Source organism: Pseudomonas sp. CGJS7 (assembly GCF_036961695.1).
Genome location: NZ_JBAMDI010000010.1, coordinates 60889 through 75886, shown reverse-complemented (window position 1 = coordinate 75886; position 14998 = coordinate 60889). Strand labels below are relative to the sequence as shown.

Here is a 14998-nt window from a genome sequence, read left to right as displayed (position 1 = left end):
TCGCATCTCATTGGACGGTGGCTGGTCGGAAGATCGCCGACAACCGCATCCGCTATGATTTGCCCTGTCTTCTGCTTGGCCGCCAGCAAAATGCCTGCCCTCCAGACCTTCAACGCCTTCCGCATTCACAACGACGACCGCGGTTACCGCAGCGGGCTTGAGCAAGTCTCGATCGACGATCTGTCGCCCGGCGAGTTGGTGATCAAAACCGCCTACTCCTCGATCAACTTCAAGGACGCGCTGGCCGGCACCGGCGAAGGCAAGATCCTGCGCAAGTTCCCGCTGGTCGGCGGCATCGATGTGGCGGGCCATGTGGTCGCCTCCAGCGACGCCAAGTTCAAGGAAGGCGACGCGGTCCTGGTCACCGGCTGCGGGCTCAGCGAAACCCGCGACGGCGGCTACAGCGAGTACGCCCGGATAGAGGCGCAGTGGGCGATCCCGCTGCCGGCCGGGTTGAGCCTGCGCGAAAGCATGGTGCTCGGCACCGCCGGCTTCACCGCCGCGCTGGCGCTGCACCGGATGCTCGACAACCGGCAGACGCCCGAGCACGGGCCGCTGGCGGTGACCGGCGCGACCGGCGGGGTCGGTTCCTTGGCGCTGGACATTTTCACTCGCGCAGGTTTCCAAGCGCACGCCATCAGCGGCAAGCCGGAGCAGACCGATTATCTGAAATCCATCGGCGCTCGTCAGGTGCTCGGACGCGATGTTTTGAGTGCCGGAAGGCCGATGGAATCGGCGCGTTTCGGCGGCGGATTGGACAATGTCGGCGGCCCGATGCTGGCCAGTCTGCTGGCGCAAACCGCGCCCTACGGCAACGTCGCCACGGCCGGTCTGGCCGCCAGCCATGCGTTGGACACCACGGTGATGCCCTTCATTATTCGCGGCGTTTCCCTGCTCGGCGTGGCTTCGGCCGGCACCGCGCGGGCGATCCGCGAGGACATCTGGCAACGTCTGGGCAGCGACTGGAAGCCCGCTCATCTGGACCGCATCTGCACCCGCGAAGTCGGGCTGAGCGAACTGCCGCAAGCCTTTGCGGGCATGCTGGCCGGCGGCTCGCTGGGCCGGACGCTGGTCGTGATCTAGTTGGCATTGCAGCCACGCGCGGCGTCGCTACAATCGGCCGCAGATCCTTGGGGGTAACACATGGCGCGTATTTTGATTGTCGACGATTCGCCGTCCCAGCTGATGGGCATCCGGCGCATCGTCGAAAAACTGGGGCATGAGGCTTTGACCGCGGAAGACGGCGCCGCCGGCGTCGAGGCGGCCAAACGCGAGTTGCCCGACATGATCCTCATGGACGTGGTCATGCCGAATCTCAACGGATTCCAGGCCACCCGCTCGATTTGCCGCGAGTCGACCACCGCGCATATTCCGATCGTGCTGGTCACCACCAAGGACCAGGACACCGACCGGGTCTGGGGCATGCGTCAGGGCGCCAAGGCTTACATCACCAAGCCGTTCAGCGAAACCGACCTGTCGGAGATCATCGGTCAGTTGCTGCCGTCGGCGGGTTGAGCCGCGCGGGCGGCGTTGCCGCCGGCAAGATGAATGCGGATCCCGGCGAAAGCCGGGATTTTGCTTTGTGGGGTGGTGAAAAATAGATCGAGGGCGTCTGGGGCTGCGTCGGCGGCCGTTGCCCTCATCCCAGCCCTCTCCCGCGCCCCGAAGGAAGTCACCTTGGGTGGCGCGCGGGAGAGCAGATGGAGCGAGTCAGGCGCGCCGCCAGTCCTCGCCGAACGCTTCGCGCATGGCTTCGTACGCCTCGCGCTGGGCGTCGTTGTCCGGACGCGGCGCCAGCACCTCCAGCTCGACGATCTGATCGCCCGCCGGCGTGCCCGGCAGGCCGCGGCCGCGCAGGCGCAGCTTGCGTCCGGCTTCCGAGCCGCTGGGAATCTTCAGCTCGACCGGCCCGCCCAGGGTCGGCACGCTGATGCTGGCGCCCAACGCGGCCTCCCACGGCGCCAACGGCAGCACGTGGACGACGTTGCGGCCGTCGACCTCGAACTGCGGATGCGCGGCGTATTCGATCTCCAGCAGCAGATCGCCGTGAGCGCCCTGCCCGGCCAGCCGGATCAGCTGGCCCGGCCGCACGCCCTTGGGTACGCGCACGTCCAGGGTCTTGTTGTTGACCGAAATCCGCACGCTGCCGCCTTCGAACACCGTCTCCAGCGACACCGCCAGGCGCGCGCGGGTGTCGCCGCGCGGCGGCTGCGCGCCGCGTGCGCTGCCGCCGTAGCCGCCGGCCGAACGGCCGCGGCCGAACAGGTTCTCGAAAAAGTCGCTGAACCCGCCGCCCGCGCCGCCGCCGGCGAAGATCTCCTCGAAATCCACGCCGCCGCCGTGACCGCCGCCGAAGCCGCCCGGAGGCGGCTGGACTTCATCGCCGGGGCGATAGCCGCGCGCGCGCAGCTGATCGTAGGCCGCGCGCTTCTGCGGGTCGCGCAGCGCCTCGTAGGCCTCGTTGACCGCCTTGAACTTGTCTTCCGCGCCGGCCTCCTTGCTGACGTCGGGGTGGTATTTGCGCGCCAGACGGCGATACGCCGTCTTGATCTCGGCCTCGCCCGCACTGGGCTCAAGCCCCAGGATTTCGTAATAGTCCTTGAACTGCATCGATCGATCGCTCCAACGGCGCAAGCGCCAAGCGCGGCGCTGTCCGCTCACGCCGCCTTGACGCATCATTAAGCCAACAGCATGGCGACTGCGACCGCGATTTCAAGTCGCCTTGACGCGGTATTTAGAAGCCGCTGCCTAGACTGCCCCCCACATCAGGAGAATCCCATGAGTATCCAGGTCGGCGACCGCCTGCCCGAAATCGCGCTCAAGCGCATCAACAACGGCATCGAAACCGTCGACACCCGCGCCTTGTTCGACGGCCGCAAGGCGGTGCTGTTCGCGGTGCCCGGCGCCTTCACCCCGACCTGTTCGGAAAAACACCTGCCCGGCTTCGTCGAGCATTTCCAGCAGTTCCGCGACAAGGGCATCGAAGTCGTCTGCCTCGCCGTCAACGACCCCTTCGTGATGCAGGCCTGGGCCCAGACCCAGCACGTGCCCGACGGGATGATCATGCTGTCCGACGGCAACGGCGATCTGACCCGCGCGCTCGGCCTGGAACTGGACGCCAGCGCCTACGGCATGGGCACCCGCGCCAAGCGCTTCGCCCTGTACGTCGACGACGGCGTGGTCAAGCAACTGCACGTCGAGGCGCCGGGCGAGTACCGGGTGTCCTCGGCCGAATACATGCTCGAACAAGTCTGATCCGACCCGGGCCCGGCACCGCGCCGGGCCCGTTTTCCTTCAACCCCAGCAAGACGAGGTACGCGCCACCCATTCGCCAGGAGACGTCATGTCCGCCAAGCCCATCAGCAAGATCGAACCGCGCAAATCCACCGCTAGCAAGTCCTCGCCGTTCGTCACCGATATCCAGACCATCCGCGCCCGTGCCCGCAAGCACATCGAAGACGGCGCGATCACCAGCAGCTACGCCGCCGATCGCGAGGCGGTGGTCAGATTGCTCAACGAAGCGCTGGCGACCGAGATCGTCTGCGTGCTGCGCTACAAGCGCCACTATTTCATGGCCAGCGGCCTGATGGCCGACGCGGTCAAATCCGAATTCCTCGAACACGCCAACGAAGAACAGGCGCATGCCGACCGCATCGCCGAGCGCATCGTGCAACTCGGCGGCGAACCCGACCTCAACCCGGACGTGTTGTCCAAGCGCGCGCACGCCGAGTACGTGGAAGGCAGCGATCTGCGCGACATGGTCAAGGAGGATCTGGTCGCCGAACGCATCGCCATCGACAGCTACCGCGCGATCATCGATTTCATCGGCGACAAGGACACCACCACCAAGCGCCTGATGGAAGACATCCTGGCGCAGGAAGAAGAGCACGCCGACGAACTGGCCGACATGCTCGACGGGTGGACCGGCAAATAACCGTCCGCGTCCGCCGCATTCGCCAGCGACGACCCCGCGCCCGCGCGGGGTCGTCGGTTTCGGGCTCCCATCGCGCCCCCGACGCCGGCCAGGCCGCCTAAGCGACACATGAACGCCGCGCTGTCCGGCCCCGGCAGCCGTGCCCGCCGCGGCTAGACTCGGCGCATGAACCGACACACGGAAGTCTCGCGTTTACGCGCGTATCTGGAGCGCGCCCACTGGCCGCGCGTGCAGATGAGCCTGATCGTGCTGTTGACCGGCGCGGTCGGATTCCTCGCCTCGTTTTCCTTGCTCGAACTCGCCGGGCTCGGGCACATGGCGCTGCGTTATCCGCTCGCCACTGTGTGCGCCTACTTGGCGTTTCTCGGTTTGCTCTGGACCTGGGCGCGCACGCGTTGCCACGACGCCTGGCAAGAACTGGACGCACCGGATTTCAGCTCCGGGCCGCACCCGTCCGCACCGAACTGCGGCGGCTCCTGGCAAGGCGGCGGCGGCCAATCCGGCGGCGGCGGTTCCAGCAGCGGTTTCGAATCGCAGGCCTCGCCGATGCCGTTGCAGACGCATTCTTCGCACTCGCAGTTGTCGAGCAAAGACAGCGACTCGGGGTTTTCGCTGCTCGACGGCGCCGACGACTTCGGCTGGGTGCTGATCGCGATCGCGGCCGCGCTCGGCGCGGCGATCGCGGCGTCCTGGGTGGTGTGGATCGCGCCCGGGCTGATGGCCGAATTGGTGCTCGACGTGGCCTTGGCCGGCGGCTTGTACCGGCGCCTTCGCAAGATCGATTCGCAGCACTGGCTGCACACCGCCTTGCGCGCCACCGCGATCCCGTTTCTGGTGGTCGCGTTGATGGCCGGATTGGCCGGTTACGCCGGCGCGCGTTACGCGCCGGGCGCGGATTCCTTCGGCGATGTCGTCGCCGCGTACCAGACGCGCAAGTCCGAGAGCTGAGGCGCGGCGCCGCGCGTCACGATCAACGCAACACCTTGAACCGCACCCGCGACCACGCGCCGGTATCGGCCAGCGCGGTCAGCGTGTGTTCGCCGACTTCGCCGAAATCGTGGTCCAGCCGCGCCCTGCCCTGCGATTCGCCGATCAAACGGCCGTCGAGCAGCCAACGCACCCGCGCGTCGCTGCCGAGCGCGCGCACCGACAAGCGCAGCGGCGTCGCGCTGCCGGGCGCGCGCGCCAGCGTGGCCAGATCGTCGATGCCTTCGATGCGCAGTTCTTCGACCGCATCGCGGCCGTCTTCGCTGCAGTCCGGCGACAACGGCGGCAAGCGCGAGGCCTTGCGCGCGTCGGCGGCCAACCACGGCGACGCCAGCGCCGGCCAGCGCGCCAACTCCAAGGTTTTGCGCGGGTGCGGTTGCGAGCACTCGGCCGACACGCGCAAGCCCGTGCGCGCGTCGACTTCGAAACGCTCTATGCCAGCATTCCAAAGCCGCGCATCGCGTTCGGCCAAGGTCGGCGGCACCGAGCCGTCCAGGGTCCAGGCCTGCATGCGGCGCTGACACAGCTGCGGCGCCGCCGGATCCGGCGGCAGCCCCAGCGGCCAGCACACCTCGAGCTGGCGCACGTTGGCCGGCGGCGACAACGGCACCGCATCGCCACCCGCCCGCGGCAGGCTGTCGACGACTTCGAACAACAGCGGCAACGCGGTGACCGCGCCGTATTGGCCCGGCAGCGGCGTGCCGTCGGGACGGCCGACCCAGACGCCGACCGTGTAGCGGCGGGTGCTGCCCAACGCCCAGGCGTCGCGGAATCCGTAACTGGTGCCGGTCTTCCAGGCCACTCGCGGCCGGCCGCTCGCATCGAGCGTCTGTTCGACGCTGCCCGGACGCGGGTTGGCTTCGAGGATCTCGCGCACGATCCAGGCCGCGCCCGGCGACAACAAACGCCGTTCCAGCAACGGCGCGCCTTGCTGATAACGCACCCGCCCGGCGACGCCGGCGCGGTTGAACGCCGCATACGCGCCGACCAGATCTTCCAGCCGCGCGCCGGTGCCGCCGAGAATCATCGACAGATTCGGCTGCGCCCCGCGCGGCCATTGCAGGTCGATGCCGGCGTGAGCCAGACGCGCGGAGAACCGTGCCGGGCCGACCCGGTCGAGCAGATCCACCGCCGGCACGTTGAGCGACAAGCGCAAGGCGGTGGCCGCGCCGACCGGCCCGTTGAACGCCGCATCGAAATTGCCCGGGCGATAACCGCCGAAGGCTTGCGGCGCATCGACGAACAGGCTTTCGGAATGGATCAATCCATCGTCCATCGCCAATCCGTACAGAAACGGCTTCAAGGTCGATCCGGGCGAGCGCCAGGCCTGGACCATGTCGACATGGCCCAGCCGCGCGGCGTCGCCGAAGGTCACCGAGCCGACGTAAGCGCGCGCTTCCAGGCTGGCGTTGTCGACCACCAGCAGCGCCGCAGAGGTGCGTTCGGGCAGCGTGGAGAAATACGCGGCGACGCGGTCTTCCAAGGTGCGCTGCAATTGCGGATCGATGGTCGAGGCCACCCGCGCGGCGCGCGGGTTGGCGAAGCGCAGGCGCTGCGCCAGCAACGGCGCGAACCGCGGCGGCTGCAGCGAACGCGCCACCACCGGTTCGACCCGCGCGTCGGCGACCTGCGCGGGCGACCACACGCCCAGGGCGGCCATCCGCGTCAGCACTTTGTCGCGGGCGATGCGGGCGCGTTCGGGTTCGCGGTCCGGACGCAGGCGGCTCGGCGATTGCGGCAACACCGTGAGCAACGCGGCCTCGGCATGCGACAGCCGCGAGGACGGCTTGCCCAGGTAAGCCCAACTGGCCGCTTCCACGCCCTCGACGGTGCCGCCGAACGGCGCGCGGTTGAGGTACAGCGCCAGAATCTGCGCCTTGGACAAATGTATTTCCAGTTGCAGCGCGCGCAGCATCTGCCGGCTCTTGGCCCAGACGCTGCGGCGGCGTTCGCCGGGTTCGGCGTCGAGAATGCGCGCCACCTGCATGGTCAGGGTCGAGCCGCCCGAGACCACCCGGCCGCTGCGCAACCACTGCCCGGCCGCGCGCAGCATCGCCATCGGGTTGATGCCCGGATGCTTCCAGAACCAGCGGTCTTCGTAGTTCAGCAACGCCTGCAAATACAGCGGCGACACCTGCGTGGCGTTGACCGGATAGCGCCAGACGCCGTCGCGGTCGGCGAACGCACGCAGCGGCGTACCGTCGCGCGCGACCACCACCGCGCCGGCATCGCGCGCCTTCGGCAGCGGCAACGGAAACGCCAGATCCAGCAGCATCGCCGCGATCGCCAACGACAGCAGCGCCAGCAAGCCTTTCAGCGCGAGCCGGCGGCGACGCGACGGCGCAGCAGAGGCAGTGGGTTCGACGGTGGCGGGCGTTGTGGGCAAGGACGGCGGGCAATGGAGGAAACGAAGCCGGCCCTGCGCGCCCGCGGGACGCGCGATGGGCCGATACGGTCAGAACGTGGCGAACACGTGGTCGAGCCGGTCGCGATACGCGCGCTTGGCGGCCGCGTCGATGAAGCTGCCTTCGAAACTGTTCGCCGCCAACTGCCAGGCGTGCTGCGCCTGCAAGCCGGTGGCGGCGAAGGTCTCGGTGAAGTTCTGGTTGACGTAACCGCCGAAGTAGGCCGGATCGTCCGAGTTGACCGTGGCGACCAGGCCGGCGTCGAGCAACGCGCCCAGGTTGTGCCGGCCCAGATCGGGGAACACGCACAACTTCAGATTCGACAGCGGGCAAACGGTCAGCGGGATGCGGTCGCGGGCCAGCCGCTTCATCAACTCCGCGTCGTGCACGCTCTGCACGCCGTGATCGATCCGCTCGACCTTGAGCACGTCCAGCGCGCTCCACACGTACTCCGGCGGCCCTTCTTCGCCGGCATGCGCGACCAGCCGCAGTCCCAGCTCGCGGCAACGCGCGAACACCCGCGCGAATTTTTCCGGCGGATGCCCCAGTTCGCTCGAATCCAGGCCCACGCCGATGAACTTGTCGCGCAGCGGCAGCGCCTGCTCCAGGGTCTCGAACGCCTCGCGTTCGCTCAGATGGCGCAGGAAGCACAGGATCAGCGAAGCGCTCACGCCCAGCTGCGCGCGCGCATCGACGCAGGCGCGGTGCAGGCCCTCGATCACCGTCTCCATCGCCACCCCGCGCGCGGTGTGGGTCTGCGGATCGAAGAACATCTCGGTGTGGACCACGTTGTCGGCGGCGGCGCGGCGCAGGTAGGCCCAGGCCATGTCGTAGAAATCCTGCTCGCGCAGCAGCACGCTGGCGCCGGCGTAGTAGATGTCGAGAAAACTCTGCAGGTCGGTGAAGGCGTAAGCCTGGCGCAGCGCCTCGACATCGGCGTACGGCACCGACACGCCGTTGCGCCGGGCCAGTTCGAAGATCAGCTCCGGTTCCAGCGAACCTTCGATGTGCATGTGCAACTCGGCCTTGGGCATGGCGCGCAGCAGGTCGGGCAGACGCTGCGGGTCGATGCGGGCGAAGTCGGGGCGGTGGTTGTGGTGTTCGGCCATGTGGCTTGGCTCCTAGGTAAATCTGGCTTGGGCCCGAAGGCCGTGGCTAGCCGGCGGCGTTGGGAATCACCAGACGCATTTCGCCGTCGATCAGGAACAGCCTCATGCTCTGGTACATCTGGCTGGCTTGCTCGCGGTCGAGCACCTCGCCCAGGGTTTGCCCGGTCACTTCGATGTTTTTGCCGGTGCCGCCTTCCAGATCGATCCGCGCATCGATGATCTCCTGATTGTCCTCGAAGCGGTCTTCTTCCGGGTCCAGGTCGATGCTGAGGGTGAACCATTCGTCCAGATCGCCCTTCTTGCGCTTGGCCCCGGCGTTGAGCGTACCGCTGTCGCCCGCGACCGGCTTGAGGTCTTGCACCTGCGACAGGATCAGGCCGAATTCGGCGACGCGTTCGGGCGGGAGCAGATCGGCGAAGTGGCGCTCGGCCATCGCCCGGTCGATCTTGCCGCCGTTGGCTTCGGCGGCCTTGCCCAGGGCGGTGTCGTAGACCGGGACGGAGCCTGCGTCCATCGGGAATTTCAGCGCGGCCAGCATGCCGGCCTTGTCGTTGCCGGCGAAGGCTTTGGCCAGGGTGCGCAGGCCGCTCATGATCCGCTGCTCGCGGGTTTCGTGCGCGGCTTCGACCAGGGCTTTGCCGTCCCAGCGGTAGGTGTAGTAGTCGGCGATCTTGGGCCGCGCCGCGGTGCAGATGTCGGGGCTGTCGATGTACAGCTTGCCCGACTCGATCTTGCGCAGGAACACGCAGAAGTCCGGCATCTGCGCCGACGGCAGCAGTTGCGGGCCTTGCTCGCGGGTCAACAGCACAGCCAGGCGCATGTTCGCGGCCATGGTCGCGTCCTCGGTGCCTTCGCCATAGGCGATGGCGACGTCGTCGCGGCCGTCGCCGTCGATGTCGCCGACCAGATGCGAGTAGCCCAGGCGTTCGAACTTGGGCTCGGTCTTGCGCAGTTCGGCGAAGGCGCGCTCGGCGGTTTGCTTGGGATCGGCCGGTGCCGCGGGCGCGGCGGGCGCGGCGGTGGCGCCCGCGGCGGCTTGCGGCTCGGCGGATTCGTCTCCGGATTGGCAGGCGCTCAAGGCCAGGGCCAACAGCAACGGGGACAGCATCGGGGATGGGCGCATGTTCGCTCCTTGCGAAAATTCCGGATCCGGCGTGGCGCCGGATCGGCTGGGTCGAATAGTGGATTCGGCGGGCAACGGCGCGCGCGTTCGCGCGCCGTTGCGATGAGGCGAAAGCGGCGAGCGCCGCCGCGCCGCGCGAGCGGCGGGAAGCATCGAGCTTCCCGCCGCGAACGCCTGGCTTAAGGCTGGCGCACCGACAGACTCGCCGGGCTGGCCTTGCCCACCCCGCGCATCTCGGGCCGGTACATATCTTCCACCAGCGACGGCGGCACCGTGTACGTACCCGGCGTCACCGCGCGGACCAGATAGAACACCCGCGCGCTGCGGTTGGCGTCGAGCTTGAGCGCGGCGATGTAGCGGTCGTCGCGGAACTCCTCGTGCTTGACGTCGGCGGCGCTGGCGCGTTCGGCGATCTCGATCCCGTCCACCACCACGCCGGCCCACTGCTTGGCGTCGCCGAGGTTGAAGTTCTCGATTTCCAGACCCGCCGGCAGCAGATCGGTGAGCAGCGCATCGGGCATCGCGCTGTGGGCCTTGATCGTCACCTGCACGATCAAGGCCTCGCCTTCGACCAGGGTGCCGCCGGACCAATCCTTGCCCTCGGTGGTGTAGTACTTGCGCCCGACTTCGATCTGCGAAGCGTCGGCGGCCGGCGGCGTGCGCGGCACGCCGGCCACTTCCAGGCTGGCGTACAGCGGCGGCGTGCCGCTGGGAGCGAAGCTCACCCCCGAGGCCAACGCCGCGTAGTCGAACACGCGCCCGATCAGCTTGGCCGGATCGGCGTCGGTGGACGCGCCGGCGATGGTCCAGCGGCCGGAAATCTGCTTGCCCTGCTCGGCCATCAAGGCCTTGCCCAGACGCGCCAGCGCCACTTGTTCCTGGGTGCTCAGATACAGCCAGCCGCTGTTGCGGCGCGCATCCAGATCGCGGCCCATCGACACCGTGCGCGCGTCGTATTCTGGCTGAGCGAGCTTGTGCTCGTGCACCAGCGCGATCATCAGCGCATCGTCGCGCAGACGGCTGCCGTAATCGCCCAGGTACGGCGGACGCTGGGCCGGATCGCGGGCGAAGCCTTCCTTGATCGCCTTGCCGCCGCGCGCCTTGTCGCCTTGCAGCGACAACGCCAGCCCCAGGTGCACCAACGGCAGACCGGTCAGGCTCTGCTTGCGATCGTTGTCGTACAACGCGCGCAGGGTGCCCAGCGGTGCGCGGTTGACCCGCGCCAGCACATAGCCGGCATGGGCCTGATAGGCGAACTTGAGATGCTCGCGGCGGTCGTAGCCATAGAACGAGGCGTTGCCCGAAAGCAGGTCCTCGCCCAGCACCTTCAACGCCTTCTGCAACAGTGCCTCGGGCACGGCGAAACCGCCGTCGCGCGCGTCGAGCAGAAACTCGACGATGTACGGCGTCAGCGCCGGATTGACGGTATCGCCGTCGCCCCACATCGAGAAGTGGCCGGACGCGATCTGCATCGCCGCCAGTCGCCCGAACGCGCCTTCCATGCGCGCGCGCCGCTGCTTGGCGTCGATGCCCTTGACCCCGAGCATCTTGGCGGTGGCTTCGTCCAGTTCCAGCGCGGCATAACCCTTGCTGGTGGTCTGCTCGGCGCAGCCGTAGGGATATTCCAGCGCGCCTTGCAAGGCGCTGGCGAACGGAATCGGCGGCAGCGCACTGACCACCATCCGCGCGTTGACCGAATCGGGCATCAGGCCATCGGCGAAATCGGCGCCGAGCTGGATCGCGCCGATCTCGTCGAGCACGCGGGTGCGCGAACGCAACACCGACGGCCAGGCCGGGCGCACCGGCAAGTCGTAGCGGCGATCGACCTTGTAGCCGTTGCCGTCGACCCGCACCCGCACTTGCGCGGTGGTGTAGCCCTCGCGCGCGACCACCGGGAAGGTGAGCGTCTTCTTGGCTTCGACGCCGAGCGAGAGCTTGTGCTCGCCGTCGCTCAGCGACAGCGGGCCGACGCCCTCGACCTTGACCGCGAACTCGCCCGGCTTGCCGGTGAAGTTCTGCACGTCCAGGGTCACGTTGCTGCGGTCGCCCGGCGCCAACACCCGCGGCGTGCTCGCCTCGGCCAACACCGGCGCGCGGACGATGGTTTCGGCGTCCTTGTTGCCGTAGCTGCCGCCGGAATACACCAGCGCGGACACCCGCAAGGTGCCGTTGAAGTCCGGCACCGCCAGTTTGATCCGGGCGATGCCCTGCGGATCGAGCTTCACCGGTCCTGCGAACAGATCCACCGTCTGCACCCGCGCGGTCGGACGCCGCGCCTGCGGCAGCGCCTGCAAGGCCATGTCGCCGCCGAAACGGATCTTGGCCGACTCGCCCTCGTAGCTTTCGATCACCCGGCCGTAGACGTCGTAAGCGTCCACGCCCAGGCGGCGCTGAGCGAAGAAATGCGCGGCCGCATCGGGCACCGGGAAACGGGTGATGTTGAGGATGCCGACGTCGACCGCCGACACGGTGACGTAGGCGTCCTTGCCGGCCAACTGCGGCGCGCTGACGATCACCGGCAGATCCTGCTCGGGCTTCATCAGCTTGGGCACGTTGATGCCGACCGCGACCTTGCGCTCGCGCCGGTCCATCGGCACATGCGCCACGCCGACCGCGCGCGCCGGAGTGATCTTGCTCGGCGCGCTGCCGCCGCGGAACACCAGCGCGGTCACGTAGACGTCGTGGCGTTCCCAGGCCTCGGTGACCGGGATCTTGAACTTGCTGCCCGACTTGGCGGTGATCGCCTGGACGTAAATCATCTTGTCGCTTTCGACCATCAGCAAACCCGGCCCTTCGTGCGGCGGGGTGACGGTCACTTCCAGGGTGTCTCCGGTCTTGTACGCGGTCTTGTCCAAGGCCAGCTTGACCTTGTCGGGGCGCGCATCCAGGCCGCGGTTCTGATCGTCCCAGCTCCAGCCGGCGCGGAACGGATAGCGGGTGGTGAGCTTGGTCGCCGGGTCGTAGACGTCCAGGCGGTACTCGCCCCACTCCACCGGGAAGCTGAGCTTGGACGCGCTCGCGCCCAGATCGACGTTGCGCACTTCCACGTCTTCGAAGCGGCGGGTGAAGTCGTAATCCCAGCCGCCGTCGTCGCCGTAGTTCCAGTGGTAATCGCGATGCTCGCGCACCAGCGTCACCCGCACCCCGTTGGCCGGACGCGGCTTGCCGTCGGCGCCGACGCGGGTGAGTTCGAAACCGGCATTGGTGTTGCTGTCGGCGCCGTCCTTGTCGTCGAACAACGGCCGCACGCCGACCAGCGCGTCGGCCGGCCACAGCACCCGCTTGACGCTGCGGTTGACGCTGCGCCCGCCGGTCTCGAACACGCTGCCGGTGACCACCGCGGCGATGGTGCTGGTCGGCTTGGCCTCATCGGGCAGGGCGATGTCTTGAGTGAGTTTGCCGTTGTCGTTGAGCGTGGTGTCGACCACGTCCTTGGCTTCCTTGGGCAGGCTCAAGGTCGGGTCGCCGAAGAAATAACCCGGCAGTTGCTCCAGCGGATGCTGCTCCACCGCGACCGTCATCTTGGCGGTGAAGCGGTTGCCCGCGGCCGGCGCGCCGTACAGGTACGCCGCATCGACGGCCAGCTTGAACGGCTCGCCGGGCTTGAGCACGGGCTGCGCGCTCAGGTCCAGCTTGAGCCGCTCGGGCAGGAATTCCTCGATCCGCAGGGTCATGCCCTGCACCGCTTCCTTGCTGGCCGGATCGGTGCGGAACTCGACCCGCCAGCGGCCGGTGGCGGCGTCGGCCGGAATCAGCTGGGCGTGGCGCACATAGCCCTGCGCATCGGGTTGCAGACGCGTTTCCAGGAAGGTCTTGCCGTCGGGCTGCACGTAACGCAGGAACACCGGCTGCAGCGCCTTGCCCTTGACCTCGACCGGCTTGCCGTCCTGATCGCGCAGCAGCGCCGACAAACGCACGGTCTCGCCGGGACGGTACAGATCGCGGCCGGACCAGGCGAACACGTCGAACCAAGCCTGCTCGCGGCCGGCCACGGCGAACTCGGACAGATCCAGCGCCGGCTGATTGAACGGCAGCATCGACACGTCGCTGCCCTTGCTGGCGATCAGCACCTGGCCGGCATCGAGCTTGTAGCCGAGCATGGCGTTGCCGTTGCCGTCGGTCTCGCCCTTGAGCACCGGCTCGCCCTTGGCGTCGAGCACCTTCAGCGTCACCCCGCCGACCGCCTCGCCCTTCTCCAGCGAGGCCACGTGCACGAACAGCTTGTCCTTGTAGGCGCGCGCGTGCAGGCCCAGGTCGCTGACGGTGAAGAACGCGGTTTCCAACTCGTCCTTGAACTGGCCCGAGCGCTTCATCACCGCGAAGTACAGGCCCGGTTCCTGCAGTTCCTTGATCTCCTGCAGCGGCAGGTAGGTCAGCACACGCTCGTTGGGCTTGCCGCCGAGCACGAAACGATTGACGTAGACCGGCTCGGCCAGTTTGGACAGCGGCTTGTTGTCGTCCCAGTCGCGTTCCAGATCCCAGCTGCCCTTGCGTCCGCCGCGCTGGTACTCGGAGAAGAACTTCGGCAGTTCCTTTTCCTTGACCCGCAGGAACTCGACGTCGACCTCGGCCACGTTGATCGACACCACCGGCAGGCCGCGGCTGTCGCGCGCCGGCAGCACGCTGCCTTGCGAGGCGAAGCCGACCACCGGATCCAGCGGGCCGGTGTAGACCTGCTTGGTGATGGCCTGGGCGATGCGGTCGCCGGCCGCCGCGGTCAGCCCGGGCTTGATCGTGACGGTGTAGTCCTTGCTCGCCTCCACGTGCGGGAAGCGCAGGATCTTGCCGTTGTCGTCGAGCACCCAACTGCCCTGCACCGCCGCGCCGTTCTTGTCGGCGACGGCGAGCAGTTCGTCGAAACTCTGGGTGCCCACCAGCGGTTGGCTGAACTCCAGCGCGATCGACAGCTCATCGCCGCGCTTCTGGTCCGGATAGGCCGCGACCAGGGCGAAGCCCTTGACCGCTTCGCGCTTGGCCTCGATCGCCTCGCCGCTGACCGCCGGCAACTGCCCGGTGGTGTCGCGTTTGCAGCCGGCGACCAGCGCCGTCGCCGCGATCAGCAGCGCCGCCGCGATCCGCATCGGCGCGCGCAAGCGGGCCGCGACGCGCCGCGGCGCGTGGTTCGTGAGAGCGGTAGCCACCGCGGGTCCGTCCAAGCTCTGTGCGCGCATCATGCGTATCTCTCAGGAATCTGCGACTGAGTATAGAACGAGCGCATGCAAGCGGTAATCGCATCGGGCGCGGCGTCGTTGCGTGTGTGCTCATGTGTGATCGCGCGTGTGCCGGCGGCGGCGCTCGGGCCGCATCGGAAGGCGACGCCCTGTTGCGATCGCCTGGGCCGCGACGGTCGGTGGCGCGACTGGCTGGCGCCTGCACCGATTGTGCGTTCGCGCAGATTTTCGCCATATACCCAAAACATGCCGAAAAGTTATTGGGTGTC

General features: G+C 68.0%; 10 protein-coding genes. 5 read left to right on the top strand and 5 right to left on the bottom strand.

Going from position 1 to position 14998, the window contains the following annotated elements:
* Positions 1–90 precede the first annotated feature (90 nt).
* A complete protein-coding gene (locus tag V7787_RS08925; protein WP_336087371.1) occupies positions 91–1083 on the top strand; it encodes a YhdH/YhfP family quinone oxidoreductase in 993 nt (330 codons plus the stop codon).
* Between the two features lie 60 nt (positions 1084–1143).
* A complete protein-coding gene (locus tag V7787_RS08920) occupies positions 1144–1515 on the top strand; it encodes a response regulator (protein ID WP_336087369.1) in 372 nt (123 codons plus the stop codon).
* Between the two features lie 195 nt (positions 1516–1710).
* On the opposite strand, the gene V7787_RS08915 is transcribed toward V7787_RS08920, so the two are convergent.
* Entirely contained in the window at positions 1711–2610 is a 900-nt protein-coding gene (locus V7787_RS08915) for a DnaJ C-terminal domain-containing protein (RefSeq protein WP_336087367.1), read from the bottom strand.
* A gap of 168 nt (positions 2611–2778) precedes the next feature.
* Between V7787_RS08915 and V7787_RS08910 the strand changes: the two genes are divergently transcribed.
* The 3 genes from V7787_RS08910 to V7787_RS08900 all read left to right on the top strand — a co-directional run bounded on the left by V7787_RS08910 (position 2779) and on the right by V7787_RS08900 (position 4882).
* Positions 2779–3255 (top strand): peroxiredoxin, encoded by a 477-nt coding sequence (locus V7787_RS08910; protein ID WP_336087364.1) that lies wholly within the window; start codon positions 2779–2781, stop codon positions 3253–3255.
* Between the two features lie 88 nt (positions 3256–3343).
* Positions 3344–3934, top strand: a complete 591-nt coding sequence (locus V7787_RS08905; protein ID WP_336087362.1) for a ferritin-like domain-containing protein — start codon at positions 3344–3346, stop codon at positions 3932–3934.
* Positions 3935–4099: 165 nt separating this feature from the next.
* A complete protein-coding gene (locus V7787_RS08900; protein ID WP_336087360.1) occupies positions 4100–4882 on the top strand; it encodes a hypothetical protein in 783 nt (260 codons plus the stop codon).
* 22 nt (positions 4883–4904) lie between these two features.
* Here V7787_RS08900 and pbpC read toward each other — a convergent pair whose 3' ends face one another.
* From pbpC to V7787_RS08880, 4 genes are all read right to left on the bottom strand, one after another.
* On the bottom strand, positions 4905–7196 hold the full coding sequence (gene pbpC, locus V7787_RS08895; protein WP_442965309.1) for a penicillin-binding protein 1C: 2292 nt from the start codon (positions 7194–7196) through the stop codon (positions 4905–4907).
* A 180-nt stretch (positions 7197–7376) separates the two neighbouring features.
* Positions 7377–8381 carry an adenosine deaminase gene (locus V7787_RS08890; RefSeq protein ID WP_336087486.1) on the bottom strand — a complete coding sequence of 335 codons (1005 nt, stop codon included), beginning with the start codon at positions 8379–8381 and terminating at the stop codon, positions 7377–7379.
* Between the two features lie 100 nt (positions 8382–8481).
* Positions 8482–9558 carry a hypothetical protein gene (locus V7787_RS08885; RefSeq protein WP_336087356.1) on the bottom strand — a complete coding sequence of 359 codons (1077 nt, stop codon included), beginning with the start codon at positions 9556–9558 and terminating at the stop codon, positions 8482–8484.
* Between the two features lie 179 nt (positions 9559–9737).
* Positions 9738–14699: an alpha-2-macroglobulin family protein gene (locus tag V7787_RS08880; RefSeq protein ID WP_336087353.1), complete on the bottom strand. Its 4962-nt coding sequence runs from the start codon at positions 14697–14699 to the stop codon at positions 9738–9740.
* Positions 14700–14998 lie beyond the last annotated feature (299 nt).

Bases quoted from the DNA above. Each gene is read 5' to 3' on its own strand.
- V7787_RS08925 (WP_336087371.1), top strand. From the start codon at position 91: ATGCCTGCCCTCCAGACCTTCAACGCCTTCCGCATTCACAACGACGAC.
- V7787_RS08920 (WP_336087369.1), top strand. From the start codon at position 1,144: ATGGCGCGTATTTTGATTGTCGACGATTCGCCGTCCCAGCTGATGGGC.
- V7787_RS08915 (WP_336087367.1), bottom strand. From the start codon at position 2,610: ATGCAGTTCAAGGACTATTACGAAATCCTGGGGCTTGAGCCCAGTGCG.
- V7787_RS08910 (WP_336087364.1), top strand. From the start codon at position 2,779: ATGAGTATCCAGGTCGGCGACCGCCTGCCCGAAATCGCGCTCAAGCGC.
- V7787_RS08905 (WP_336087362.1), top strand. From the start codon at position 3,344: ATGTCCGCCAAGCCCATCAGCAAGATCGAACCGCGCAAATCCACCGCT.
- V7787_RS08900 (WP_336087360.1), top strand. From the start codon at position 4,100: ATGAACCGACACACGGAAGTCTCGCGTTTACGCGCGTATCTGGAGCGC.
- pbpC (WP_442965309.1), bottom strand. From the start codon at position 7,196: ATGCTGCTGGATCTGGCGTTTCCGTTGCCGCTGCCGAAGGCGCGCGAT.
- V7787_RS08885 (WP_336087356.1), bottom strand. From the start codon at position 9,558: ATGCGCCCATCCCCGATGCTGTCCCCGTTGCTGTTGGCCCTGGCCTTG.